At 61.0% G+C, this 24943-nt stretch carries 20 protein-coding genes; 9 read left to right on the top strand and 11 right to left on the bottom strand.

Translation table 11 applies throughout. From position 1 onward, the window contains the following. Positions 1–2: 2 nt before the first annotated feature. Together FXN63_RS12450 and FXN63_RS12445 are read right to left on the bottom strand one after the other, a co-directional pair. On the bottom strand, positions 3–1499 hold the full coding sequence (locus tag FXN63_RS12450) for an AMP-binding protein (protein ID WP_148815257.1): 1497 nt from the start codon (positions 1497–1499) through the stop codon (positions 3–5). Next, positions 1496–2143: a thermostable hemolysin gene (locus tag FXN63_RS12445; RefSeq protein ID WP_148815255.1), complete on the bottom strand. Its 648-nt coding sequence runs from the start codon at positions 2141–2143 to the stop codon at positions 1496–1498. Before FXN63_RS12445 ends, FXN63_RS12450 begins: the two co-directional genes overlap by 4 nt. Positions 2144–2252: 109 nt before the next feature. Between FXN63_RS12445 and FXN63_RS12440 the strand changes: the two genes are divergently transcribed. Together FXN63_RS12440 and FXN63_RS12435 are read left to right on the top strand one after the other, a co-directional pair. Beyond that, positions 2253–2924 (top strand): response regulator, encoded by a 672-nt coding sequence (locus FXN63_RS12440; protein ID WP_148815253.1) that lies wholly within the window; start codon positions 2253–2255, stop codon positions 2922–2924. Continuing rightward, a complete protein-coding gene (locus tag FXN63_RS12435; RefSeq protein ID WP_148815251.1) occupies positions 2921–4279 on the top strand; it encodes an ATP-binding protein in 1359 nt (452 codons plus the stop codon). The genes FXN63_RS12440 and FXN63_RS12435 overlap by 4 nt, the downstream gene beginning before the upstream one ends. Here FXN63_RS12435 and FXN63_RS12430 read toward each other — a convergent pair. From FXN63_RS12430 to FXN63_RS12420, 3 genes are all read right to left on the bottom strand, one after another. After that, a complete protein-coding gene (locus FXN63_RS12430) occupies positions 4257–4967 on the bottom strand; it encodes a glutathione S-transferase family protein (RefSeq protein ID WP_148815249.1) in 711 nt (236 codons plus the stop codon). The two genes, FXN63_RS12435 and FXN63_RS12430, sit on opposite strands and share 23 nt — an antisense overlap. A 182-nt stretch (positions 4968–5149) precedes the next feature. Then, positions 5150–6073 carry a TIGR04222 domain-containing membrane protein gene (locus FXN63_RS12425; protein WP_148815247.1) on the bottom strand — a complete coding sequence of 308 codons (924 nt, stop codon included), beginning with the start codon at positions 6071–6073 and terminating at the stop codon, positions 5150–5152. A gap of 138 nt (positions 6074–6211) precedes the next feature. Then, positions 6212–8167: a DUF945 family protein gene (locus tag FXN63_RS12420; RefSeq protein ID WP_148815245.1), complete on the bottom strand. Its 1956-nt coding sequence runs from the start codon at positions 8165–8167 to the stop codon at positions 6212–6214. A 530-nt stretch (positions 8168–8697) separates the two neighbouring features. On the opposite strand from FXN63_RS12420, the gene FXN63_RS12415 reads away from it, so the two are divergent. The 4 genes from FXN63_RS12415 (at position 8698) to FXN63_RS12400 (ending at position 14090) form a co-directional block, all read left to right on the top strand. Continuing rightward, entirely contained in the window at positions 8698–9936 is a 1239-nt protein-coding gene (locus FXN63_RS12415) for an acyl-CoA dehydrogenase family protein (protein ID WP_148815243.1), read from the top strand. 70 nt (positions 9937–10006) lie between these two features. Continuing rightward, positions 10007–11254, top strand: a complete 1248-nt coding sequence (locus FXN63_RS12410) for an acyl-CoA dehydrogenase family protein (protein ID WP_148815241.1) — start codon at positions 10007–10009, stop codon at positions 11252–11254. Beyond that, on the top strand, positions 11251–12618 hold the full coding sequence (locus tag FXN63_RS12405; RefSeq protein WP_148815239.1) for an LLM class flavin-dependent oxidoreductase: 1368 nt from the start codon (positions 11251–11253) through the stop codon (positions 12616–12618). Before FXN63_RS12410 ends, FXN63_RS12405 begins: the two co-directional genes overlap by 4 nt. Beyond that, entirely contained in the window at positions 12618–14090 is a 1473-nt protein-coding gene (locus FXN63_RS12400) for a SidA/IucD/PvdA family monooxygenase (RefSeq protein WP_148815238.1), read from the top strand. Before FXN63_RS12405 ends, FXN63_RS12400 begins: the two co-directional genes overlap by 1 nt. A 12-nt stretch (positions 14091–14102) precedes the next feature. Here FXN63_RS12400 and FXN63_RS12395 read toward each other — a convergent pair whose 3' ends face one another. Beyond that, on the bottom strand, positions 14103–14717 hold the full coding sequence (locus FXN63_RS12395; RefSeq protein ID WP_148815236.1) for an LbetaH domain-containing protein: 615 nt from the start codon (positions 14715–14717) through the stop codon (positions 14103–14105). Between the two features lie 479 nt (positions 14718–15196). On the opposite strand from FXN63_RS12395, the gene FXN63_RS12390 reads away from it, so the two are divergent. After that, positions 15197–16057, top strand: a complete 861-nt coding sequence (locus tag FXN63_RS12390; RefSeq protein WP_148819259.1) for an alpha/beta fold hydrolase — start codon at positions 15197–15199, stop codon at positions 16055–16057. A 114-nt stretch (positions 16058–16171) separates the two neighbouring features. Here the strand turns inward: FXN63_RS12390 and FXN63_RS12385 are convergent, their stop codons facing one another. Continuing rightward, positions 16172–16480, bottom strand: a complete 309-nt coding sequence (locus tag FXN63_RS12385) for a VOC family protein (RefSeq protein WP_246165122.1) — start codon at positions 16478–16480, stop codon at positions 16172–16174. A gap of 173 nt (positions 16481–16653) precedes the next feature. Next, a complete protein-coding gene (locus FXN63_RS12380; protein WP_148815235.1) occupies positions 16654–17547 on the bottom strand; it encodes a LysR family transcriptional regulator in 894 nt (297 codons plus the stop codon). A 244-nt stretch (positions 17548–17791) separates the two neighbouring features. Here FXN63_RS12380 and FXN63_RS12375 point away from each other — a divergent pair, with 244 nt between their 5' ends. Beyond that, positions 17792–18709, top strand: a complete 918-nt coding sequence (locus FXN63_RS12375; protein ID WP_148815233.1) for a pyridoxamine 5'-phosphate oxidase family protein — start codon at positions 17792–17794, stop codon at positions 18707–18709. A gap of 1082 nt (positions 18710–19791) precedes the next feature. After that, positions 19792–20883 carry a bifunctional helix-turn-helix transcriptional regulator/GNAT family N-acetyltransferase gene (locus FXN63_RS12370; RefSeq protein ID WP_148815231.1) on the top strand — a complete coding sequence of 364 codons (1092 nt, stop codon included), beginning with the start codon at positions 19792–19794 and terminating at the stop codon, positions 20881–20883. Here FXN63_RS12370 and FXN63_RS12365 read toward each other — a convergent pair. From FXN63_RS12365 to FXN63_RS12355, 3 genes are read right to left on the bottom strand one after another with little or no spacing between them, the layout of a single operon-like run. Next, entirely contained in the window at positions 20841–22199 is a 1359-nt protein-coding gene (locus tag FXN63_RS12365) for a DNA methyltransferase (protein ID WP_187395183.1), read from the bottom strand. The two genes, FXN63_RS12370 and FXN63_RS12365, sit on opposite strands and share 43 nt — an antisense overlap. Next, positions 22186–23457, bottom strand: a complete 1272-nt coding sequence (locus FXN63_RS12360) for a hypothetical protein (RefSeq protein ID WP_246165121.1) — start codon at positions 23455–23457, stop codon at positions 22186–22188. Before FXN63_RS12360 ends, FXN63_RS12365 begins: the two co-directional genes overlap by 14 nt. Continuing rightward, the gene (locus tag FXN63_RS12355) at positions 23454–24887 is read right to left on the bottom strand and encodes a nicotinate phosphoribosyltransferase (RefSeq protein WP_148815227.1); all 1434 of its coding nucleotides are present in this window, start codon (positions 24885–24887) and stop codon (positions 23454–23456) included. Before FXN63_RS12355 ends, FXN63_RS12360 begins: the two co-directional genes overlap by 4 nt. Positions 24888–24943: the final 56 nt, after the last annotated feature.

Genomic DNA, 24943 nt, shown 5'->3' with positions numbered 1-24943 from the left:
TCTTAGTGCTGGCGAGCGAATGAATTGAGATGGGCGGCACGGAATAACGTGTTATGTAGGTCAAAGATGTGTTGGCGACGCGGCCTGCCGTTGGCAGTAGCCAGCCCTGTCGCCACCGAGTAGTCGGCGACGGCGCGACACCATGGTCCAATGCGCGCATAGTCGGGCAGACCGCTGTTGACCTCGTGGATGGCTTCCTGCACCGCATCGTCCGACAGCGTTGAATCCTTGAGCCAGAGCACGGCTCCCAGAACGGGTTCGGCGTCGCCAAGCACGACCGCCTGTGCGATCAAGGGATGGTCACGCAATGCAGCCTCGACCCATTCCGGCGATACGTTTCGACCATAGGCGGTGATCAACACATTTTTCTTGCGCCCACTGACGAACAGAAAGCCGTCTTGGTCCAGATGACCAAGATCACCCGTAGGCAGCCATTGTTCGGTGACGACGGGCCCGCCGAGATAACCCAGGAACAGACTGCCCGCAATTTCGATTTCTCCGTCTGACGCAACACGCAGGCGCGCGTGTCCCAGCGCTCTGCCCGCACTGCCGAAGCGGCTTTTTCCTGGCAGGTTCAGTGTCTGTACCGACGCCCCTTCGGATAATCCGTACCCTTCCATCACCGGCAGGCCGAGCTCTTGAGCCTGGGCAAGCAATGCGTCACCGACCCTGGCTCCGCCCACGGCGACCAACGCCAAATCAGCAGGGGAGCGCTCCTCGTTTCGCTGCAAGCTGGCGACATAAGCCTGCAGCATCTGCGGTAGCGTGATCACGCTTTGCACCCGATATCGGACCAGGGCAGCGTGGAAGAGCGCCGGATCGAAGCTCGATGAACCGCTCAACCCGACGTCGACCAAAGGCAGCACGACACACGTTGCGCCCTGAAGCAGCGGTGCATATACACCAGCGATGTTTTCGAGCAAAACCGGCAAGGGCAAGGCATTCAAATGCCTGGTGATACCTAGCTCAGTAGTCGACTGTGCAATGGCGTCAGCGACGTCAAACATGGCGTGCGCGCTCAAACAGACGCCCTTTGGGTTACCCGTCGAGCCCGAGGTAAACGTGATCTTTGTCGTTCCTGCCGGCAGACTGGGCGTGACGCTGATCCGGCGCAGCAGCACCAGCACATAGTCAAACTCATCCACGATGGTGAAACCAAGTGCCTGAAAGCTCCTGGCCATACCCATCGGCGCAATCACCGCGTCGGCGGCAGTGGCAGCCAGCGTGGCTGCTATCTGCGCGGGCGTGAAAAATAGCGGCAAGGGCACGTGGGGCACATTGGCCGCCAACGCGGCCAGGTCAGTGACGATCCAAGCGGGGTCGTTGTCGCTGAAGGTAGCAAGCATCTTGATACCCACGGATCGCAAAAACTTCGCGCGCTCGGCAACGGCTGCGGTCAGATCCGCGTAGGTCAACGTCGTGCCTTTACCGATCAAGGCAATGCGTTCGGCGTCTTCGGCATGCGATTCAAGCCGGGCGAAGAAATCTGCGGTATTCATGTGCGCACCAGCTTGCCAATGACCGCGTCCAGCCGCGCGGCCAGCACAACCGGGGCATGATCGTAGTAAGTTCCCCAGCCCGCCTGCTCCTCAAGTGGCAACTGATCGCGGCGCGCATCTCCCAGCAATTGAGGCGACAGCCCCAAACGCGAGAACAAGTGGCGCAGCGTCTGCGTAACGGTGGTGACGGCCCACTCGTACCCTTGCTGGTGAAGATGCGTTGCCAGCAGCGGTACCAGAAGTCGGCCCGCACCTGACTGCGTCGCGGCAAACGTACCTGCCTCGACAATACGCAGGCGCGACGGCGGGCCGGCAAGCGGCTGCGTCAGACAGGCTTCGATCGGTGCGGGCAGATAACGCTCAAGGTAGAGTCTTTCGCTCGCACCGCGATATCCCGCTGCGGCCACCGTCTCCCCATCAAGCTCAAGGCTGGCCAGGAATGGCGGCCATTCCTGCACATGCGCGGCATAGCGCTGCGCGTATCGTTGTTGAATGAATGTTTCGATGGCGGCTCGCCCGGGTGCACCGACCGGGTGTATTTTCAGTTCGGTGCTGGCGTAGGGCTGCGCTGGTCTGATCGTCCCTGTAGAAAATGTAGAGGCAGCCCCGGAAATGGTGCGGGAATGTCGAGAATGCGCGGGCATGGCTGGCGTCCTGAATGGCGTGGACGCAGAATAGGAACCCAACCTTAACGTCACATTAAGTTGAGCAGGCGAGATTGAAATGTCCTGTTTGGCTCAATGCTGGAGCGATATGAGAATTCTTATCGTTGAAGACGACCCCCTGCTTGGCGACGGCTTGAGCAAGGGCCTGCGACTATTGGGCTACGCCATCGACTGGTTCACCAGCGCTGCGCAAGCCGACAGTGCGCAACAAGTGGTGCATTACGATGCCGTGGTGCTGGATCTTGGGCTGCCGGGCGAAGATGGGATGAGTCTTCTTGCACGCTGGCGCAGGTCGGGCCGGGGAACGCCCGTGGTCGTCCTGACTGCCCGTGACGCGATCGAGAGCCGCATCAGCGGACTGGACGCTGGTGCCGACGACTACCTGATCAAACCCGTCACGCTGGATGAGCTTGCAGCAAGGCTACGTGCCGTTACTCGCCGCAGCGCCGGCATGCCCGAACCGGTGTGGACGCACGGTGATCTGGTGTATCAACCAGCCTCGCGCGACGCTGCGTGGCAGGGCAAGCCAGTTAGCCTGACGAGCCACGAAGCCATGCTGCTTGAACTGCTGTTGATGCATCCGAATCGGGTACTGACACGCGACTTCATCCGCGAAAAGCTGTACGGCTGGAACGAAGACATCGAGAGCAATGCGTTGGAGGTACATATCCATCACCTCCGAAAGAAAATCCATCCGAAAATCGTTCGTACCCTGCGTGGTTCAGGTTATGCCCTTGGTGTTGTCGAGACTGCTGCATGAGCTTGCAACGAAGGCTCATCATCGCCGTTCTGGTGGCGGCACCGTTTGCCTGGCTGCTGACCATCGGCGTGACCTATTTTCGTGCGCAGCAGGAAATCAACGAGCTGTACGACACTGACATGGTTCGAATGGCCGAGCATTTGTACGACCTGCTCGACGTATTCGGCGCACCGCCGCCTGGTCGTGTCGCCACGGCTCCCCCCAAAGTGGGCGATCTGGGTCAGGCCCACCTTGGAGACCTGGCGGTTGCGGCTTGGCTTCCCGACGGCCGGGCCTTGCGTATCGATCCAGACGGCGATCCCTTGCCACGCCAACCAGGCGTACAGGGCTTCACCAATACCGACGTTGAAAACGTGACCTGGCGCGTGTATTACCTGGAGAACAGCATTGATGCGTCTCGCGTGGCGGTGGGTCAGCGGCTAGGAGAACGAGAGGAACTTGTATCGTCATATCTACTGGGCCAGATACTCCCCTGGCTATTCGCACTACCCTTGTTGCTGTTGATGCTGGTCGGCGGTGTCCGCCAGGCACTGAAACCAGTCAACGCGCTGTCGATGGCGCTCGAACGACGCAATCCCAACGATCCCGTGCCCATCGACCCCAGCCTTGCCCCCGGGGAGTTGCGTCCATTGGTCGTGGCCATGAATCGCCTGCTTGGACGTGTGGCGTCAGCAATCGAACATGAGCGCCGCCTGACAGCGGACGCCGCGCATGAACTGCGCACGCCACTTGCCGCCCTGCATGTGCAATGGGAAGTGGCACAACGCGCGGTGAATGTCGAAGAACGCGCAGAAGCAGATGCCAAGGTAGCCCTGGGCATACAACGTTTGAACCGCTTGGTATCTCAACTCTTGGCGATGTCGCGCTTGGAAAGCGGGACGAAAACCAGCTTTTCCGACACCGCGAATTGGCCGGAGATCAGCGGGCATGCGTTGTCTGACAGCTTGTGGCTGGCGACAAGCAAGCAGGTCGACGTGGAACTGTTCTGGCCGGATGACGGCATCGCCCCGCTACCACTGACTGGCGACGAACATCTGCTCGGGCTGATGCTGCGTAATCTGCTGGACAACGCAATTCGTTACAGCCCGCCCGGGGGAATGGTCGCCGTGCACTTCAAACCTGACGGCATAACACTGACGGACCAGGGTACTGGCGTGCCGCCGGATCTCCTGGCACGGCTAGGCGATCGTTTCTTCCGCGCACCGGGTCAACAAGAATCAGGTAGCGGGCTTGGCCTATCGATTGCCAAGCGCGTGGCGTCCATGCACGGGCTGTCGATTGCTTTTGCGAATCTGCACCAAGACGGAAAATCGTCGGGGTTTCAGGCGACCATCAGCCGTTTGACGACAGGCTGATACGCGATGCTGCCCGCAAGTCTTCGGTCCAGGTTCCTGCCGCACGCAGCGATATTTCATGCGCCTCGTCGCGCATGGTTTCAGCCAACGCGGCGTCGTACCAGTCGCGCATGGCGGGCTGCGCCAGCATGGTCTGGACATACGCGCTTGCTGCAGGACCGGGTTGCAGACCATAAGACTGGATACGAAAAACCACGGGCGCGAAGAAAGCATCGACCGCAGTGAAATGCGAGCCCGCCAAAAAGGGGCCACCGAATCGGGCCAAGCCCTCTGCCCACAGCGCCTCGATCCGCTGCAAGTCTTGCATCAAGGCCTCGGGCATTTCTGCAAGCTTGACGCGGATGCCGCAGCTCATTGAACAGCGTTCACGCAGCACGGAAAACCCCGAATGCATCTCTGCCGCAGCCGACCGTGCCCACGCACGCGCTGCTACATCGGGCGGCCAGACGCCGCCGTGGCGTTCTGCCAGGTACTCGATAATCGCCAGCGAATCCCACACCCGGATTGGACCGTCGATCAGCACCGGCACCTTGCCGGCAGGTGACAAGGCGCGAAACGCCGGATCGTCGAACCCATCCCCGAAAGTGATCAGCGTTTCCTTGAACGGAATCTCCTGGCTCTTGAGCAAGATCCAGGGCCGCAAAGACCACGACGAATAGTTCTTGTTGGCGATGATCAGTTCGTACACAGCTGGGCTCCCTTCACAGATGATGTTTAGGTCATGTGCGAGCGAGAAAAATCAGTGGGACATCCGAATCGCACATGTGGGTAGAACGGGGAGTACCACGACGGGTACAGGGTGTCCGCGAGCAGCCTATCACGCAGTCAGTCAAGCATGCCTCGCTACCCAGGAGTAGCCCGATGACCGTATTAATCGCTGCTCCCTCCCCCGCCTCCGTCACCGCAACTGCCGCCGTCACTGCTGCCTGAATCGCTGCTGCATCCACTGCCATTGGACGATGAAGAATCGCCGCCACTGGTACTGCTTCCCCCATCTCCCCCATTGCTGGACGACGGCTTGCGCATCATTGGCATGGCGTACATTGCCATCGGGTAAGCCAGTGCCGACAAGGCAGCCACCCCAAATGCAGCCGCGACCCAGGTGGCGTCGTCAACATTATTCGCCCCATTCATCCAGCGTTGATGCGCTTGTTTCTGCTGGTCGAGCACACGCAGGCCAAGCGGCGTCTGCATGCGCCAGAATGGCCGCAGGAAAAACCATGCAATCAAGGTTGCGCCGATCATCAAGGGGAAGCCGGTGAAACCCATCTGCGTCGAAACGAAGCTGCGGACGATCGTCACCACAAGCAGCAGGATCACCAGCGTGGTGTACACCCGGCGCTCCAGCAGGCCTCGCTTGTTCAACAGCCCGGCCCGCTCCAAACGTCGTGCATAGTCCCCGACCGTCTGGCGAATCCATGACGATTCCCACAGCAGGCCTTCCGCAGATCGCGGCGTGTCGAAACGCGTCAGTACCTGCGCCTCCAGCGACCGCAGTGCCGTTTCGTCTACGTGTTGGGCCCGCTGCAGATTATTCTTCACGATCCGCGTCAGCGCACCGCGATACAACAGCGCGAACACCGCCGTGCGCACAGCCTCTTCAGCGCCACCGCGCAAGTAGGCCACGGCATACGGATCGGTCAGTGGCGAGGGGTTGGTCGCGCTCGGAGCCTGCGGGCGATTGCGCCAGCGCAACCAGGCACGGTGACCGAGTACCGTCACGACAAGCAGCGCTGCATAAGCAGGCAGGAAGACTGCGTCGTTCCAGTAGAAAAACATGGGCAGCATCGTCATGTATCTCCTGTGTTTTTCGCGATACCAGCTGAAAGCTGGACTGCGTTTTCAGTCGACGTAAAAAAGCGCCTCGATCGAGGCGCTTTGCTTTCCCACGCGCGCACAGTCTGCCGGTTCGACAGGCTGTTGCCGTTTGGCTTAACGGCGAGCGGGCGCAGCTGCCGGCTTGATGGCCTCGGCAAAGTCCCCGGATACGCTGAAGAACAGATCCACCAGGATCTTGAGCGATTCGCGGCCCAGACCGCCGTCGGCGTTCACGTCCATCTCGACCACGGCCGTGTTGTCATCATCCAGGTAGACACGAACCCAGCGATTTTCGCGATTGAATTCGTTCAAGACCTTCAGGGTTGCACCCTTGCTGGGCTTGAAGACAGCCTTCATCAAGAAGTCTTCGCAGTTCTGGTTGCTGTCACCCGTGCAGTTGTAGTACTCGACTTCAACGCTTTTGGCACCTAGGTCGCCCGGTTCAATAACGATTTTCGGATCGCCAGCGCTATCGGTATCCACGGTGTAGGCGTAGCCCAAATCGTCCAGGATCTCGCCCATGACATCGGTATCAACGCTGTTCATGTAGCCACTGGGCATCGCAGGCGACACCGTGTCCACTTCCACGTCGCTGCTGTCGTCGTCACTGCCGAAGCTGCTGTTACGCAGACCGAACTGATCGGCAAATTCTTCGACCGGTGTCTTGGTGCCGTTCACGTCGACCACACCATCGACCAGGCTCAGACGGCCAACCAGGTTGTCGCCCTCGACCTTGCCCACGTTCATCATCTGCGCCATGGCAACGACTTGCTCGATCTGCTCGGCAGCCGTTTTCTGCGCATCTGCAGGTGACTCACCCATCTGTTCGACCATGATCTTGGTCACCAGGTCTTGGGCCATGGTCTTGGACAGGGTGTACGACGCATCCACACGCTTGAATGCCTTGATGGCCGTATCGGGCTGGAAGCCTTGTTCAACCGGGAAACGATCGAACTGCACGGACAGCGACGCGCGGTGCTCGCCCTTGTCCGTCTTCCACGACAGCGGATCGATGCTGAAGGTCGGGTTGGCCGCCAACAACTGCTGACCCGAGCCCATCAACGCGGTCATGCCGCTTTTCAATGCGTCGTCGCTGCTGCTGCCGGTGGTGCTCAGCGTTGCCGGCAGCTTGGCGTAGAAGTCAGACAGCACCTTCAGCGACGCGCCGTCCAGCTGCGCGAACTTCAGCGTGGTCTGCAGGGAACCCAGATCCACGGTGCCCAGCTTCATCGCGCCGACGGCATACGCAGCTTCGACATTGATGAACTTGTCGTTCTCGTCGATCTTGACGCGGTAGTTGCCCTTCTCGATCGAGCCACTTTGCTTCGGATCTTTGGTCGTGACCACGACACGGTCAAAGCCCATGTCGCCAGTGCCGATCGAGATACCGAACTTGCCTGGACGGCTGTCGAACTTGCCACCGATGCCGTGGATTTCGACGTTGGCTTTTTCTTCGGCTTCGGTGCCCTGGAACTTGAGCAGGTCGATGCGCAGGTCACCGTTGACTGCCAGGGTGCTGCGATCGAAAGTGCCCTTGCCGCGAGCGCCCGAGAAGCTCAAGCTGCGACCGCCGTCGGCGTGTTCAATGGCAGGCACCAACCAATCGAAAGCGGTGTTGCCGCTGTAGGAAACCAGCGCATTGGCCGTCAGGGGGGAAACACCCTTCGTAATGTCGAAGACCGGTTTGGTGACGTCGGTATTGCTGATCGCTGCACGGACGTAGGCCGCGTGCGGAGCCAGGTGTCCGGACGACAGTGCACCGGAAGGGAACGGGCCGTGGTCGATGCGCGCGTCGATGTCCAGACGATTCGGCTTGGCCGCATCGGGCGACATCGTGCCGAGCAACACATAGCGGGCGTTGGTGCTGAACAGATTGCGCTCGTAGCGGTCGGCAACCAGCTTCAGGCCCAGGTACGGGTATTTGGCGGTCAGGAAGGCATTCGCCTCTTCCAGCTTTTTCACCGACTCGGCTTCAATACGCTTTCCGGTGTACCAAGCCCCGCCGATCCAGCCGCCTGCGACAACGACAACCACGGCCACGCCGGCCCCAATCCCTACCGATTTTTTCATTGGTCTAATTTTATTAAGTTGTGGGTAGGCGTCTTGAATTCGAATTCGTAGACTTCACAATTCAAATAAGACGGCTTCTCATCAGCGGTGGAGTATATCCATGGCACGCGACACCCAGGGGTTACATCGGTTCCCAGGCGTTACAAATCGCATCGGACCTAGATTTTACGCGGAAATCCAGGGGCATCCGAGGATCAGATGACTTGAAAAAGCGGCTTTCCTGCCTTTTCGATAATGCAAAGCAGAAATCGAGCTTATCTGTATTCGTATAAATGAATGAGATAAGCCCTGATATCCAGGCAGCAAATCCTGACTTGCCACCCCGAGCACCATGACACATATTCATATGCGAAAAAATGCGGCTCGCCCTATATAGCTACAGCGGATATTCAAGCGCGTAATCGTTCGTTCGCATTGAAAGTGCGCACTCCTAGAATGCTTTTTCACTTCTGCCTTGGCGGCAGCATCCGGCATCTTGTCGCGGCCCCCTGGCCGTGCCCATCGCCGCATGGTTATCAGTGGAGAGGTTCATGGGTGTTGTCTCCGGCGATATCGCCGCGCTGTTTTCTTCCCCGTACCTGTCATCCCCCTTCCAGCCCGATCTGAGCGACCCCATCGTCGCCAAGGCCGCAGCCTTGCGTGATGCCTTCGCGGTCGATGCCGCAGCACGCGACCAGCTTGGCGGGCGGCCGGTGGACCAGGTTCGACTGCTGAAAGAAAGCGGCTTGTTGATTGCGGCCATTCCAACGCAGTACGGCGGTACGGGCGCATCGTGGCTGTCCGTCCTGCGTGCGGTACGCGAGATCGCGCACACCGACGGCTCGCTGGCTCACTTGTTCGGCTATCACCATCTGCCGCAACACAACGTGCTGTCGCGCGCCACACCGGAACAACAGCAACGACTGCTGAGCGCGGCGGTGCGTGATCAATGGTTGTGGAGCAATTCAGGCAACGCGCTATCGAAGACCTCATCTGCGCGACGAGCGCCAGACGACCAAGGCTGGCTGATCAGCGGCTTCCGGCCGTTCTCAAGTGGCAGCCATGTTGCCGACGTCATCATGGTGTCGTGGGAAAACGCGCTGGGCCACCGCGTGTCCGGGCTGGTGCCCGCCGACCGCGCGGGCATTGTCATCGAGGACGATTGGGATGGCATCGGCCAACGACAGACCGGCAGCGGCACCGTCACCTTCAAGGATGTGCGGGTAGATGACGATGAATTGCTGGGTCGCGCCGATGACCCGCTGACACCGTATGCATCGCTGGTATCCCTGCTTCAGCAAAGCGTGCTGCTGAACGTATTTCTGGGCAGCGCCCAGGGCGCGCTGGACGAAGGCCGCGCCTACACCGCCACGCGCTCGCGCCCCTGGATTCATTCCGGCGTAGATCGCCACGTGGACGACCCGTGGATCAAACGCAAATACGGCGAACTAAGCATTCGTGTGCTGGCCGCCATCGAACTGGCCGATCAGGCTGCGCACAGCCTGGATGCAATCTACCCCGACGGCCCGGCCCTTACTCAGGAACGCCGAGGCCAGGCCGCCATCGATATCGCCACCGCCAACCTGTATGCCGGCGAAACCGGGCTGGCCGTGTCCAACGACATCTTCGAAGTCATGGGTGCCCGATCGGCCACAGTTGCCAACGGGTTTGACCGCTTCTGGCGCAACGTGCGCACGCACACCTTGCACAACCCAGCCGAATATAAAAAGCGCGCTGTCGGCAACTGGGTGCTGGGCGGCGGCCATCCCGTGCCGGCTCCCTATCGTTGAAGGTCTGTGCCGCGTAAAGGGCCGCAAGCGCCCAGCCAGTAACGGTCCACCTCAGTCAAAGGCCCACATCATGTCCGCAGATCCCGCATACCTCCACGCGCAGGCCGACAGCCTGCCCGAGCTGTTTGCCCCAGACACTCGCAATCCGTTCATTGCCCGCGCCGCAGCGCTACGCGAGCGCTTTGCAGAAGACGCCATCGAGCGCGACCGCGCTGGCGGCCGTCCCACCGCGCAGATTGAGCTGCTGAAAGAAAATGACTTGCTGGCGCTGTTGCTGCCGCGCACGCATGGCGGCCAGGGCGAGCCCTGGTCGACTGCGTTACAGATCGTGCGCCTGTTTGCGCAAGTCGATGGCTCCTTGGGCCATTTGTACGGGTACCACTACGGCAGCCTGCTCAGCCCACGACTGCGCAACGCGCCCGCCCAGACCGATGACCTGTGGCGCAGGTCAGCCAAGGCCCGCTGGTTCTGGGGCAACAACGCCAACAGTTTCTCCAAGAGTCTGTTCGGCCGCCGCGACGGTGACTACTTTGTGCTCGACGGCTTCCGGCCGTTCACGTCGGGGTCACACGTGGCGGACTTTCTGGCGGTTGCCTGGGAAGACGCCGACACCAACGAACGTCGCTTTGCTGCCATTCCGGCAGACCGCACAGGCATCGTGATCGAAGACGACTGGGATGGCATCGGCCAACGTCAGACGGGCAGCGGTCGCGTGTCGTACCACGGCGTGCGTATCCATCAAGACGAAGTCCTGGGTGAACCGGCACAACTGGACCCGTTGGCCGCTCCGGCTGAAATCTGGCGCGGCATCACCGGCTTGCAGCAGCAAAGCGTGCTGCTCAATGTCTTCATCGGCACCGCGCAAGGCGCGCTGCTTGCCGCGCGCGACTACACGGTGAATCAGTCGCGCCCCTGGCTTCACTCTGGTGTGGCCCGTCATGTCGACGACCCGTGGGTGCAGCGCCAGTATGGCGAGCTGCTGGTGAAGACCCGCGCAGCCACCGCATTGGCCGACCGCGCACTGATCTCACTTGACCACGTGTTCGCACGCGGCCAGGCACTGACCGCAGAAGAACGGGGCGATGCGGCCATCCGCATCGCGGCGGCCAATGTGCTGGCGGGCGAGGTTGCGTTGCAGGTGTCCAGCGAGATTTTCGAAGTGACTGGCGCACGCTCGGCCGTCCGCAAACACGGCCTTGATCGTTTCTGGCGCAATGCCCGCATTCACACGCTTCACAACCCGGCCGAATACAAGACGCGCAACGTAGGCAGTTGGGCGCTGGGGGAAGGCTACCCGCAACCAGGAACCTATCAATGAGCGCTGCCCGCCCTCCCCGCCAGCTGCATCTGAACGTCAACATTCTGCACTCGGGCTTCCTACCCTCGGCCTGGCGGCTGCCGGACAGCGATCCGCGCGCATTTGTCGACGTGCAGCACTATGTCCGCGTGGCGCAGATTGCCGAAGCCGGCAAGCTCGACGCGATTTTCCTGGCCGACAATGCGGCCATCATCGACCAGATCAATTTCCGGCCGATCACCGCGCTGGAGCCGACGGTGTTGCTGGCGGTGGTGGCGGCGGCAACCACCCACATCGGCCTGATCGGCACGGCATCCACCAGCTACAACGAGCCCTACAACATTGCGCGTCGTTTCATGACGCTGGATCACGTCAGCAACGGCCGTGCGGGCTGGAATGCTGTGACCACTGCCGACGTGCCATCGGCCCGCAACTTCGGGCGCGAGGCCGCCCCCGACCACGGCCAGCGTTACGCACGCGCGGCGGAATTTGCGTCGGTGGTGAAGGCGCTGTGGAACAGCTGGGATGACGATGCGTTTGTGGGCGACAAGATCCAGGGCAACTTTGTCGATGCCGACAAGGTTCGGCCCATTGCGCATCATGGTGAACACTTCGACGTGCACGGCCCGCTGACCCTGCCGCGCTCGGCGCAAGGCCATCCGGTGGTGTTGCAGGCAGGCGGCTCGGCCGATGGCCGTGAGCTTGCTGCCCGACATGCAGAAGCGGTGTTTTCAGCATCGCAGTCCTTTGAAGAATCCCTGGCTTACAGCCGCGAAATCAAGGCACGTGCGCAGGCACTGGGGCGTGGTCCTGACGCCATACGCGTATTGCCGGGCCTGACGACCATCATCGGCGCAACCGAAGCGCAGGCGCGCCGCCGCCGCGACGACTTGGTGGAACTGATGCCTTGGGACTACAGCATCAAACGGCTGGCCGGCATTCTGGGCATTGCCCCGGAACGCCTGTCGGTGGACGAACGCCTGCCCGACAACTTGAGCTTGCCCGCCAATGGCAACGGCAATCACACCTTCTTCAACGCCACCCTGGCGCTTGCCCGGCGCAACAACTTCACCGTGCGCCAGTTGGTGCATGAGCTGGCAGGCGGCGGGGGGCACCGGGTGATCGTGGGTACACCCGAACAGATCGCCGACGACATCGAGCATTGGTTCAAGCACGGCGCGGCCGATGGCTTCAACCTGATGCCCGATGCGCTGCCCGATGGCCTGAAAGACTTTGTCGACGGCGTTGTTCCGATTCTGCAAAAACGCGGCGTGTTCCGAACCGAGTACCAAGGTCGCACGCTGCGCGATCACTTTGGTCTTGCACGCCCGTCCACCACCGCTGCAGCCGTTTCCTCCCTACAGCCAGCCGAGGCCCTTGCCTGATGACCGATACCTTGTCCACCCAACGACCCGACCCCGACCACCTAGCGCGCGAAACACTGCGCCTGCTTGGGCCTGCCCCCGACAACTGGGTGCCCGACCATCCTGGCATTGACCACAACGTTGCCATCATTGGCGGCGGCCAAAGCGGCAGCGCGTATTCGTTTGCGCTCAGGCGTGCGGGCATTGGTCGGGTAGCCGTGCTGGACGCCGCCCCGGATGGATCACGCGCCGGCGTATGGCGCAACCGGGCCCGCATGCACAAGCTGCGCACCTTGAAAAGTCTGGTCGGGCCGGAACTCGGCCTGCCCACCCTGGGCTTCCAAGCCTGGTACGAAGCGCGTCACGGAGCCGAGGCTTACGCCAGCATCGACCGAATCCCACGCACGGTCTGGGCCGACTATCTGGACTGGTACCGCGAATTTCTTGGCATTGAAGTGCGTTACGGCGTGCGAGTGCTGCGCATCGAACCCGTCACCGACGCCGATGTGTCCTACTTCCGCCTGCACCTGAAAGACCAGGGCGAGACGCGTGTCGAAACCGCCCGCAAGGTCATTCTGGCCAACGGTGTGGCGGGCAACGGTACGCCGTTCGTTCCCGCCGTCTTGGCCAAGGCACAGGCAGCCGGGCTGGTTGCACATACCGCCGACCCGATCGACTTCGACGCCTTGCAAGGCAAGACGGTGGCCGTGCTGGGCGCGGCGGCTTCCGCTTTCGATGCAGCCGCCGTGGCGCTGGAAGCGGGTGCCGCAGCCGTGCACCTGTTTGCCCGCCGAGATCATATTGCCGCTACGCCGGTCATCAAGGTTCGCGCCTACCCGGGCATCTACGACAACTATCTGTCCTTGCCCGATGCCCTGCGATGGGAACAAGCCCTGCGATACCGCCGTGCCGGATCGACCCCGCCTGCCGACTCCATCGCGCGGGTGCTGGCCTTCCCCAATTTCCATCTGCATCTGAACGCCGACTGGCGCAGTGTTGACGCGCAGTCTGGCCGCTTGCTCGCCCAGGTTGGCGACGAAACCCTGCCCTTCGACTTCGCCATCGCAGGCACGGGTTATCTGGTTGACCCCGCCGTGCGCCCGGAACTGGCCGACATTGCGCCCCACATTCTGCGCTGGCGCGATCGTTATCACCCCGCAGACAACGCGCGCGACGATGAACTGGGTGCCTCGCCCTACCTGGGCACGGGGTTGGAATACCTGGAAAAAGTCCCTGGCAGTGCACCCTGGCTGCGCGACGTCCACGTGCACAACCCCGGCGGCTTTGCCAGTGTCGGCGTTCCCCTGGGCGACGTGCCATGCATGCGTCGGGACATTCCCGCAACCGTTGCCCGCATCAGCCAAGACCTGGTCCTGGCTGATCTGGCGCGACACGAGCAACGCATTCGCACCCACGTGCCGCCCGATTTTGGCGAAGAATTGTATGGGTCAGCATTGTGGAAGCGCGCTGACGTGGCGCTGGCTGCGGACTGATATGGCCCAGGCTCAGGCAGCTTCCTGATCACACAGGCTCGCGCGTCGCACGACCGTATCCGGCCGCAGGATGCTGCCCGGTGCCAGCACCGCATTGGCCCCGATACAGACCCCATCGCCCAGCAGCGCGCCGAACTTGTTGCTGCCGGTGCGATGCAGATGTTCGCCAAGCCGCACCTGCACTTCCTTGTCGGAACGCTCGTTGCGGGCATTGCAAACAATGCTGCCCGCTTCCAGATTTACGTTGGCACCCAGGATCGAATCACCGACAAAGTTGAAATGCGTCAGCCGGCTGCCCGCAAAGACAAAGGATGACTTCAGCTCTGAACTGGGCCCGATGATGCAATCGCGCGCCAGCCAACAGCCGCCACGCAGATAAGCACCAGCGGCCACAAAACAGCCTGGTCCCAAGATCAGTGGTCCTTTCAACACCGCCCCGCGCTCGACAATGGCCGTGGGGTGCGCAGCGATCTCGTCCGAGGTCAGATACTCGTTTGGCGGCAGTTCCGCCAGCAGCTGGCGCACCACGTCCGCCGATGCAGCCACCAGTTCCCAAGGGGTCAGATGGCCCCAGCGCGCGATCGCCGAGGTCGCGAAATCAAGGATGTAGTGCTGATGATCAATCATGTGAACCTACCGCACAAACTGGCCTGAAATGCCGACCTGTGCCGGAATTCTCCCACATCAACAGCGAAAATTACCGACGGGTAGCAGCTTGACAGAAAGCTCAGCGACGAGTGGCGAAAGCGTTATAGATCAAGGGCCTCGGCGGGTTTGCCCATCGGTTTTCTGAAGTCCGTTTTTCGGATGTACGGTGCTTCTGGTTGACATGGAAAGCGGGACTGGACCGGGTCGGGGAACTTGATCCAAATGGGTACCAGGACCGGGGGTTTGTGGACATTGCGCCCGTTGAACAAGCAGGTAACCGCATGCGTATTGCTTGTGCCATACGCCGCCAAGACGGCACGTGCCCACTGCGATTAGCATTGCAGCGTTGATTGCATAGTCACCGCAGCGTTATTGCCCTCTGTTTGCCGCCAGGAGCCCCGATGTCCGTCTCGACCAATGCCCTTCAGGCCTTGTTCCCCGATTTCACGCCACACACCATGCAGGTCGATACCGACATCCGCATCGAAGCAATCGTTGGTGGCGAAGGGCCACCCTTGCTGTTGCTGCACGGGCATCCTCAAACGCGCGCGATCTGGCATCGGGTGGCACCTGCGCTGGCAAAACACTTCACCGTGGTGGCAGCCGACCTGCGCGGCTACGGCGATTCATCCAAACCAGCGGGTACGGCTGACCATGCCAATTACGCCAAGCGGGTCATGGCGCAAGACCAGTTGTCACTGATGCAGTCTTTGGGCTTTGCCGAATTCCACGTGCTGGCGCACGACCGTGGCGCGCGTGTAGCGCACCGGCTGGCCCTGGACCACCCGGAAGCCGTCAAGCGCATGGTGTTGCTCGACATTGCACCCACCCTGGCGATGTACGAACAGACCAACGATGCGTTCGCGCGGGCGTACTGGCACTGGTTCTTCCTGATCCAGCCCGCGCCGTTGCCAGAACGCTTGATCGAAGCCGACCCGGCTGCCTACATCCGCGACGTCATGGGTCGTCGCAGTGCTGGCCTGGCCCCGTTCGATCCGCGTGCGCTGGCTGAGTATCAGCGCTGCATCGCGCTGCCGGGGACTGCCCACGGTATTTGTGAAGACTATCGCGCAGCGGCTGGCATCGACCTGCAACACGACCGCGCCGACCGCGACGCTGGACGCCTGCTGGAGACTCCGCTGCTGGCCTTGTGGGGAGAACAAGGCGTGGTGCACAAGTGCTTCCAGCCGCTGGAAGAATGGAAGCGCGTCGCCCGCCAGGTTGAAGGCCGAGCGCTGCCTTGCGGTCACTACATTGCCGAAGAAGCGCCCGACGCGCTGCTTGAGCATGCGTTGCCGTTCCTGTTGCGGGACCGTTGATGATCTTGTGTTGGCGGTCGGCATAGACCGCTGAGTGCAAAGCCATGAGCACATCCGCACATGCAGATGAATGTATGCAAACGGACTGGATCAGACATTCCCGCAAACGTTTTTTCAGTCGGTGGGATTGTCTTTCAGACCCGCATCGCGGGGATCAACCGGATCACGCGCTTCAATCACCTGCCCAATGCGCCACAACACCCCGCACGGGTCATCGATCGTGAAGTCGCGCAGCCCCCAGGGCCGGTCTTCTGGCGGATTCACCCGCACGCCATAACGCTGGCCCAACTGCTGCATCTCGACATGGTGCCACCAGGCTTCCACGTCCTTGACCAGCAGATGCATCATGCAGTTCTCGGCGAACTCCTTCTGGTAGTAACGGGTCAGCAGAAAGCTCGACTTGTCCGCACGCAGATAGGCCACGCCCTCTTCCACCCAGGCCACCGTGAACCAAGATCGGTGTAGAAACGGATGGATAGGTCGAAGTCCTGCGATGGCAGAAAGGCCTTGATTTCAATGGTTTCCATGCTCATGGTCGGGCTCCTTGGTGTGCGTTGATAGTGTCGGTGATGGTTGTGGTGTCTTGGCTGTTGAGCTCAAGCAGCCAACGCAACCCGCAAGCGTGCCGCGGCCAGATCCACAAATGCCCTGACTTTCGCCGACGCCTTGCGCCCGGCGCTGTAGACGATGTGAACGGGCATGGCTGCCTCTTGATATTGCGGCAACAATATCTGCAAGCGGCCTTCATTCACATGCTGGCGAACCTGATACGACAGCACCCGTGTGATGCCCCACCCCGACACCGCCGCCGCAATCGCAGCGTCATTGGTATTGCACAGCAGACGCGGTTTTACATTAATCGTGGTTTTGCTCTCCAGCCCGAAGCGCCATTCAGTCGATGACCAAGCCCCCGTCGATGCAACGATGCGATGCGCTGCCAGATCGGCGGGCTCGGTCAGCGGATCGGCATTCGCCAGGTAGTTGGGTGACGCACACAAGACCCGATGCACCTCCCCTACCGCCACCGCGTGAAGCCCGGAATCCGGCAAGTGGCCGATGCGGATTGCGACCTCGATCCCTTCATCCACCAGATTGACCAGGCGATCCACGAACATGGTGCGTACCGTGACTGCTGGGTGCTGATCCAGATAATCGATCAATACCGGCAAGACATGCAGCTGCCCGAAATGCACGGGAGCCGTGACCGTCAATGTGCCGGCCGGCGTGGCATAAGAGCCACCCGCCGCCGCTTCCGCCTCTTCGATCTCGCCCAGAATGCGGCGGCAATCTTCGTAGTAGCGCTCACCTGCCTCGGTGAGTTTGACCGACCGCGTGGTCCGGGTGAACAACCGCGCACCGATACCCGCTTCCAGCGCAGCGATGGCCCGGGTTACGCCAGGCGGGCTCATCAGCAACTGTCGGGCAGATTCCGCAAAGCCTTGCGTTTCGGCCACCTTCACGAAGACCTTCATGGCCTGCAGACGGTCCATGTGCATTCCTTCCAGACGACCGGGCATGGGCGAATGCCGTAGGCCGAGATAATTTCATTGGGCGAAATTATAAATTGCTGATGCAGCGGATTCACCGCCTCCAGGGAAATTGAAAGAATGGCTAATACGTTGATGAACGTGTTTTGCACTTACGACCAAGCGTCAGTACAGCAGTGCTAAAGCGTCTTGCCATGTTGATTGTGATGCACTTTTCAACGCCACCCGCCGACTCAGGAGCTCCACCATGCATGATGCATCCACCTCGCCTACGTTCCCCTGGCATGCGGGTGAAATCCAGCTTCAACAACGCGTCGGCGTTGCCAAGCGCATGCTGGAGTTGGGGCCGAGATGGATTCGTCAGACTGTGCCTGAGCAGTTTCAGGATTTCCTGTCGTATCTGCCTTTTGTTGTCGTAGGTGCGGTCGATGCAGAGGGGAACGCCTGGGCAAGCTTGCTGGCAGGCGAAGCGGGTTTTGTGCATGCCACTGACGCCCGGCACGTGTCGATTGCCATGCCGCGCGACGCGAGCGACCCAGCCGATGTTGGAATGAGCGATGGTCTGTCGATGGGATTGCTGGGCATTGATCTGGCCCATCGTCATCGTATTCGGGTCAATGGCAAGGTGCGTCGCACGACGGATGACAGCTTCAGTATCGAAGTTGCGCAGAGTTTTGGTAATTGCCCGCAGTACATCCATCCGAGACACATTGAGCAGCACGCGCCGGCTGCGGATGTGACGGTGCGCAGGGCGCAGTACATGACTCAGCTTGATCCTGCGTTGGCGGCAATGGTGACGCAGGCTGATACCTTTTTTGTGGCGTCGTATGCCGACACGGATGATGGCCGTCAGGTTGATGTGTCGCACCGCGGTGGGCGCGCGGGGTTTGTGCATGTCGGCAATGATGGAGTGCTGACTATTCCCGACTATGCGGGGAATCGGTTTTTCAACACGCTTGGGAATTTGCTGGTGAATCCGAGGGCTGGCCTGTTGTTCGTTGATTTTGCGTCGGGCAGTTTGCTGCATTTGACCGGTGACGCGGAGGTGATGCCGGACCGCGTGGGCACGGCTGATTTCCCAGGTGCTGAACGGCTGTGGCGATTCACGCCAAGGCAAGTGGTGTATCGAGCCAACGCACTGCCTTTGCGGTGGCGGGCGGTTTGAGCTATTGGCTGATAACTGACTAATGAGATGTCGTGCTTGTGATGCGTTGATTTTTTCTGCAAGGGTGTGGGGCTGTGTAGTCAGTCGCGGGTGGTGGGGCCGGCTCGTCTGCCCCGCTGGACGTTGGCGTCGGGACTCCCGCCCTCCACCTCGTCCAGAAGGGCAGCCAATCCGGCCCCACCACCCACGCCTTCAAAGCGGTTTGGTTAAAAGCTGATCCCGCCTTTGGGCGTTTGCCGTTTTGCTGGCTGCTTGGTGCTGTATGCGGTGCTCGGCATTCGGTGGCCGCCATTCTTGATCGCCATACGGCTGGCCGGGGGGATTCGCTGGTCAGGTCGCCACGAAGCGGTCTCTCCGGCTCGCGATTCGGTGGGTTCTTCAGTTGCCTTTTACGGCAGCGCCACTTAAGAAAATTTGCGCGTCTGCTTAATGGTGGGGTGACACCGAAGCGGGTGGCCGCCGCATCACGGCATGCGGAGAGCGGAAGCGACGATCGTGGCGCTGGCGGCTGAATATACGGTTTCGAGCGTTTACCGCATACCTAGCTGAATAATCGGTCGACGCCCCGCCTTTTCGTCGCATTACCTGATGCGCGGCCACCCGCTTCCAAGTTACCCCACCACCAAGCAGGCGCGTAACTTCCTTGCGTGGCGCTGCTCTGAAAGGCCTCTAAAGAACGGCCCGAAACGTGAGCCGCTGAGTCGCTTCGTGGCGACCTGGGCAGCCGGTCCGCAAGGCCAGCCGTTTGGCGATTAAGGACGGTGGCCGCCGCATGCCGAGAACCGCATCCAGCACCAAGCAGCCAGAAAATTGCAGATCGCCCACAGGCGGGATCTGCTTTTAACCAAACGACCTTGAAGGCGTGGGTGTCGGGGGCGTGGCGGCTGCCCTTCTGGACGACGTGGAGGGCGGGAGACCCGACGCGAAAGTCCAGCGGGGCAGGCGACGCGCCCCCGACACCCACGACTGGCAAAAGAACGCACTCAACGCTGCAAACCACCAATAAAAAGATAGTTGCATCAAACAACCTTATCCAGCAATATAGTTGTATTGCACAACTTTATCCCAGCGAGTAACCCCAAATGTCCAAGCACGAGTTTGTTGATACGATCCGCGCCGCTTCGCGTCAGATGGTGCGAGAACTGGGCTTCATGCAGGCAACCCTGGCCGCGACAAACTACCCCGCGTCAGCAGTGCACACCATTCTGGAAATCGGGGCACGTGGGTCAATGACCGCCGCAGAACTGTCGGATTTTCTAGGCCTGGAAAAATCCAGCGTCAGCCGAATGGTGCGCAAACTGGTCGAAGCGGGCGAGCTGCAAGAAACCGCCAGCGGCCAAGACGGCCGTGCCAAACTGCTTAGCTTGACGTCCAGGGGAGAACACACCAGGGCGTCCATTCAAGACTTTGGTCGGCAACAAGTCACCACCGCATTGGCACACTTGCGGGCCGATCAGCAACAAGCAGTTGGTCAGGGGTTGACGGCCTACGCCGGTGCCTTGAAAGCGCATCGATTGGGTGAAGCGATCAGCACGGCCGTGGACAGCATCACAACGAGCAGTGTCGCAACCAACATCGCAGCAGCCAATATGGCAGCAAGCAACGCGAAAGCCCTGCACCCAGACGCAACTGATGCACACGCAACCAGTGCAGAGCCAATCGGCGTCAAGGCAATCAACGCCGAGACCGCATCCGCAATACAGATTGCCCCCGGTTACCAGGCAGGCGCAATCGGACGGATCACGGAAATGCATGCCCGCTTCTACGCCCGACACGCAGGCTTCGGACAGTTCTTTGAAAGCAAGGTAGCGGCTGGACTGGCCGAGTTCACCGGCCGGCTTGGCAACCCACGCAACAGCATGTGGATCGCCACGCAAGGCGACCGGATTGTGGGCAGCGTGTCTATCGACGGTGAAGACCTCGGCCAAAACCTTGCGCATCTACGCTGGTTCATCGTTGACGACGGCCTGCGTGGTGCAGGTCTTGGCCGCCAGTTGCTGGCGCAAGCCCTGGACTTTTGCGATCGCCAGGGCTTTGCCGCCGTCCACTTGTGGACCTTCAAAAGCCTGGATGCAGCCAGGCGGCTTTATGAAGAAGCCGGTTTCAAGCTGGCAGAAGAACAACCCGGTAGTCAGTGGGGCAAGGAAGTGGTGGAACAGCGTTTCATCCGCTGATCGTCAAAGACTGCCTGCGTCTCGGCCACGGCGATGTCCAACTGCATGGCATGGCCGGCCTGATCCACACGGCGCGCACGAAAATAGTAGCGATACGCCAGTGCCTTTATTGCCACCGGGGCATTGACCCGCGCGTTCCACGATTCAAGACGAAAGCCGTCACGTTCCAGGCGCTGCATCAGGCGCGACAGTTCTGCCTCGTCGGGAGGAACGATCAGGTCGATATCGTTCGGCTCGCGCGGGGCGGATGGGTCCGCACGATGCCGCTGCGCCGACGCAGATTCGCGCATCGACAGCAGGTCGCCCAATGACGTGATCGACTGCCCCGAAGCAGCTGCATGATGGTCAAGGTAGTCTGCAAAACTGCCGTACAGCACAAACGCAAAACCGTCCTGATTCAGCGCTCGCAGCAAGTCCAGCCCAGCGTTGATATTCAAGCCACGTGATTGCTTGCGACACACCAAGGCGTATTCGTGTGCACGGTTGGTGACAGACAAGCCACCCAGACCCGGTCTTGCAGCGTCGTGAACAGGATCGCGTGTGGACTCACGAACAGCATCCCGAACTGCTTCCCCACCACGCTCATAAATCAGCATGCGTTCCTCATGCAGCACAAACCGCTCGTCCAGCAGCTTGGCCACATCCCACGCAAGCGGCACGAAGCGTCCGCCCAGACGCAGGTTCTGCACCATGACCACGCACCAGGCATCGGGTGCCAGCACAGCATGTATGCCGTTGAACACGTCGCGCAAACCTTGCAGATAGGGTTCGTAATAACGCGCGTGATAAAGCTGGTCTGGTGCGCCCTGCTCGTTTGGATCGCAACCGAAATACGGGATGTTGGTCAGGCACAGGCCGATACGCGAGGCGGCAACGCCTTGCGTAGGCAAGGCACTGTCGACAAATTGGGCCGTATTCGACGACGCTGGCATCACATCACCCGCAACACTACCCAGCCCGCCCCTGCATCGCTCCTGCGTGCCAGCATCCGCCAGATTACCCTGCCACACCGGATATCGCTTGGCATCCAGCCCCAAGCCGTCCAGCCGCGCGCGCGTCAGCGCGACACGCTGCGCATCCAGTTCCACACCCAGCGCAGGCCGCCCGGCAATCGATGCCGCTACCAACGTGGACCCAAAGCCGCAGAATGGGTCGATCACCCAGTCACCGGGCTGCGCGTAGTGCTGGATGAACGGGGTCATCTGCTCGACCCAGCCGCAATCTCGCGCCGCGCGCAGGTCCTGGGCCTGCAACTCGGCCGGCAGCTGATAACGTGGGTCTTGCGTGTCGAGCTTCAGCCAACTATTGCTGTTCATGGGCGCTCCACAAAACGTCGCGCGATGGCTGCCAGCCTGAACACAGATTGCCGTTGGCGTGGAACACCAGCTTGTAGACCGCGCCAGATTCCTCGTGCGCCCGCATCGCGCCATAGTCCGAGGTCTCGAACACCACTTCCATGCCTTGCGGACCACGCCAACGCGCGTTCCAGAAGTAATACCCACCGGTGAGCGCAAGCGGTTGGAACTGCGCATTGAACGCCGGGTCCGCCATGCATGCTGTCAGCAAGGTGTCGATGGGCACGCGTGCATCATCAATATAGCGGCGCGTGACGTTGCGCCGGTAACGATCTGGCAGTACCGAAAATTCTCGGAAGATGACCGTCTGCACTCCCAGGTCGCGCGCCCAGTCGAGGTAGCGGAAGACATCCGTAGCAGTGGCAATACCGCCTTGTTGCACGATGCAGATCAGCTTGACCGGGAAAGCCTGCTGCGCGGTGGCCAGCGTGCGCTCGAACACGTCCTGGTTCATGACGGCTTCGTCATGACGGAACCGCATGATTTGCTGGTTTGCCGCGGCATCGTCATGGTGCCGCGACCACTCCAGCCAGGACAGCCCGAAGTTGCGCAGTGCGGGCAGCAGGCGCGCACCATCGGTCGCGAGCCCCGCGCCGTTGGTGTACATCACGCGATCTTCAATCACCGGGCCGGCGGTGCCTACTTGGGTTAGCGTGCTCAGTAAGCTCAGCAACCAGTCCGGGTCATCCGTGTTTTCCAGGCCCGACAAGGAGTACGACAACGGCACCCCGCGCAACGCACGCAAGGCCCGACTCAAGCCATCAAAGTAATCGGCACCGGGCCGCAAGGAGGCCGACATCGGCCCAGACGCAGACTCATCGATCAAGGTTTCTGAACAGAAGCGGCAGCGTGCCGAACATGCGCGGGCAGACGCATAGGGCGTGAAGGTCAGCGGCTGGGCGAAGCGATAAGCCTGACCGTTCAATACATGGGCCAGCCATCGATGCTGTTCGTCTTCCCCAGGCTCGCGCAAGGCAAGCTCACCGAAACGCGCGCGCAGTTGCAGATAGGCGGCGCTGGCTTCGATCAGGGGTGCCCTGCCCTGCGCAGCCTGGAACGGCACAATCGGAATCGGCACGATGCTGGCGGCCCGGGGCTGTGCAGACGTATGCACACGGTCGCCTGCAGACGAATCAGCCTGGTGACGCGGCTCCACCGCCCTGGGCTGTCTATCAACCACCCTGCCGCGATCAAGCGCAATCGAATCGAACAAGCTCATGATTCCTCCGTCTGGGCACGGACACGCACGTCAGCCAAGGACGTATCCACCAGTAGCCGACCCGTATCGAACACCGTGTGCATGGCATCCTCCCACTCGCCTTCGATCATCGATTCTTCCCAGCGACGCGGTTCGGCAACGGTGCGATAGGCACCCGTGCGCGCATTGCGCAGCAGCGTCAGTCGCCCGCCCTTGGAACGCTTGCCGGTATCGGTGACCGGGTCCTTGACCACGTCGTGCCAGGTGTCGCCCAGGCGGATCGCGGAGCACTTCATTGCGAAGCGTTGCGTGTCCCGATCCACACGCTGCAACAGCGCACCGCCAATGCCAAACACCAGGTTGTCGGCCGCATAACCGGCCTGATCGGCCGCCGCCAGAATCTGTTCGATGGTGTCCGGGTTCACGCCATCACCTTGCAGCACACGCACGTGGTTCAACACGCGCCGACCCTTGCCGTTGACGGTGCTGCCAAAGAAGCCGTCGAGCCTGCGCAGGGATTCCATCACGATGGTCTGCGGGTCGCCGGAATCCGGGCGAATCACCAGGGTCGCGCCCGAGTCGATCACGCTTTGCTTCAGCTGCGTGCCCCACATTTCCAAGGCGGCAAACAGGTCATAGGAATCGGACACCACGGCGACAATCGCTCCCGGCTTGGCAAAGCGGCGAATCATGTTGGCGTAGGCATCGATTTCCCCGGCACGCCCCCATGAGGTGATGGTGCTGTGTTCTGCTGCCGGCACGGAATACGCTGCCATGTCTTCGCGGTAATAGCGGTTGGCGGCCATGACGCCCAGCACCGTGTCCGACCCCATGAAGCTGACCAAATGCGCTGCACCGCCAATGGCTGCGGATTCAGCGCTGGACACGCCCCGGGCACCGAAGTCGTGCAGCTTGAAAGGAAGCTGGGTCATGTCGTCGCTGCTTTTTTCAAGCGCGCGGCGAATGGTCTGGCGCACGTACCAGCTTTGCGTGGCGACGGTGATGGGATACCACACGCGCAGCAGCATGGTTTCCAGATAGGACGCCAGCCAAAACACCTGCGGGTCGTCACATTCGACAGTCATCAGCACATTGCCGGTGGGGACCACGCTGCCTTCCGGCACCGCACGAATGCGCACCGGCAGGTAGCCGCCGTACTGCGTCACGATGTAGCGCCAGCCAGCCTCGTTGAAGGGTTCGCCGTGCACCGCAAAGAAGGCCTTGGCCTCGTCGATCATGTCGTCGTTGATCGGCTTGCACAGGTACTGCTTCAACAGCATCTGCAGGCCGAAGAACACGGTGCGTTCGTAGCGGCCGCCGCGCGACTCGACATACGAGAACATCGCGCTGGCGTCAGCGGGGTATTGCAGGAAGTGGGATGCCTTGTACGAATCGGTATTCAGAATGGGATTCGACAGGAAAGACGACAGGCCGGAATAGTCGTTTTGCATGGTCAAGAGCTCCTCTTGGACCGTTGGAGAAACTGCCGGGTCTGTCCCGGCAGGGG

The sequence above is a fragment of the Pigmentiphaga aceris genome (genome assembly GCF_008119665.1).
GTDB classification, from domain to species: domain Bacteria; phylum Pseudomonadota; class Gammaproteobacteria; order Burkholderiales; family Burkholderiaceae_B; genus Pigmentiphaga; species Pigmentiphaga aceris.
Note: the sequence above shows the minus strand (reverse complement) of the source record. Positions and strands in the feature narration are given on the sequence as shown.

Bases quoted from the DNA above. Each gene is read 5' to 3' on its own strand.
- FXN63_RS12450 (WP_148815257.1), bottom strand. From the start codon at position 1,499: ATGAATACCGCAGATTTCTTCGCCCGGCTTGAATCGCATGCCGAAGAC.
- FXN63_RS12445 (WP_148815255.1), bottom strand. From the start codon at position 2,143: ATGCCCGCGCATTCTCGACATTCCCGCACCATTTCCGGGGCTGCCTCT.
- FXN63_RS12440 (WP_148815253.1), top strand. From the start codon at position 2,253: ATGAGAATTCTTATCGTTGAAGACGACCCCCTGCTTGGCGACGGCTTG.
- FXN63_RS12435 (WP_148815251.1), top strand. From the start codon at position 2,921: ATGAGCTTGCAACGAAGGCTCATCATCGCCGTTCTGGTGGCGGCACCG.
- FXN63_RS12425 (WP_148815247.1), bottom strand. From the start codon at position 6,073: ATGACGATGCTGCCCATGTTTTTCTACTGGAACGACGCAGTCTTCCTG.
- FXN63_RS12420 (WP_148815245.1), bottom strand. From the start codon at position 8,167: ATGAAAAAATCGGTAGGGATTGGGGCCGGCGTGGCCGTGGTTGTCGTT.
- FXN63_RS12415 (WP_148815243.1), top strand. From the start codon at position 8,698: ATGGGTGTTGTCTCCGGCGATATCGCCGCGCTGTTTTCTTCCCCGTAC.
- FXN63_RS12410 (WP_148815241.1), top strand. From the start codon at position 10,007: ATGTCCGCAGATCCCGCATACCTCCACGCGCAGGCCGACAGCCTGCCC.
- FXN63_RS12405 (WP_148815239.1), top strand. From the start codon at position 11,251: ATGAGCGCTGCCCGCCCTCCCCGCCAGCTGCATCTGAACGTCAACATT.
- FXN63_RS12400 (WP_148815238.1), top strand. From the start codon at position 12,618: ATGACCGATACCTTGTCCACCCAACGACCCGACCCCGACCACCTAGCG.
- FXN63_RS12395 (WP_148815236.1), bottom strand. From the start codon at position 14,717: ATGATTGATCATCAGCACTACATCCTTGATTTCGCGACCTCGGCGATC.
- FXN63_RS12390 (WP_148819259.1), top strand. From the start codon at position 15,197: ATGCAGGTCGATACCGACATCCGCATCGAAGCAATCGTTGGTGGCGAA.
- FXN63_RS12380 (WP_148815235.1), bottom strand. From the start codon at position 17,547: ATGGACCGTCTGCAGGCCATGAAGGTCTTCGTGAAGGTGGCCGAAACG.
- FXN63_RS12375 (WP_148815233.1), top strand. From the start codon at position 17,792: ATGCATGATGCATCCACCTCGCCTACGTTCCCCTGGCATGCGGGTGAA.
- FXN63_RS12370 (WP_148815231.1), top strand. From the start codon at position 19,792: ATGTCCAAGCACGAGTTTGTTGATACGATCCGCGCCGCTTCGCGTCAG.
- FXN63_RS12365 (WP_187395183.1), bottom strand. From the start codon at position 22,199: ATGAACAGCAATAGTTGGCTGAAGCTCGACACGCAAGACCCACGTTAT.
- FXN63_RS12360 (WP_246165121.1), bottom strand. From the start codon at position 23,457: ATGAGCTTGTTCGATTCGATTGCGCTTGATCGCGGCAGGGTGGTTGAT.
- FXN63_RS12355 (WP_148815227.1), bottom strand. From the start codon at position 24,887: ATGCAAAACGACTATTCCGGCCTGTCGTCTTTCCTGTCGAATCCCATT.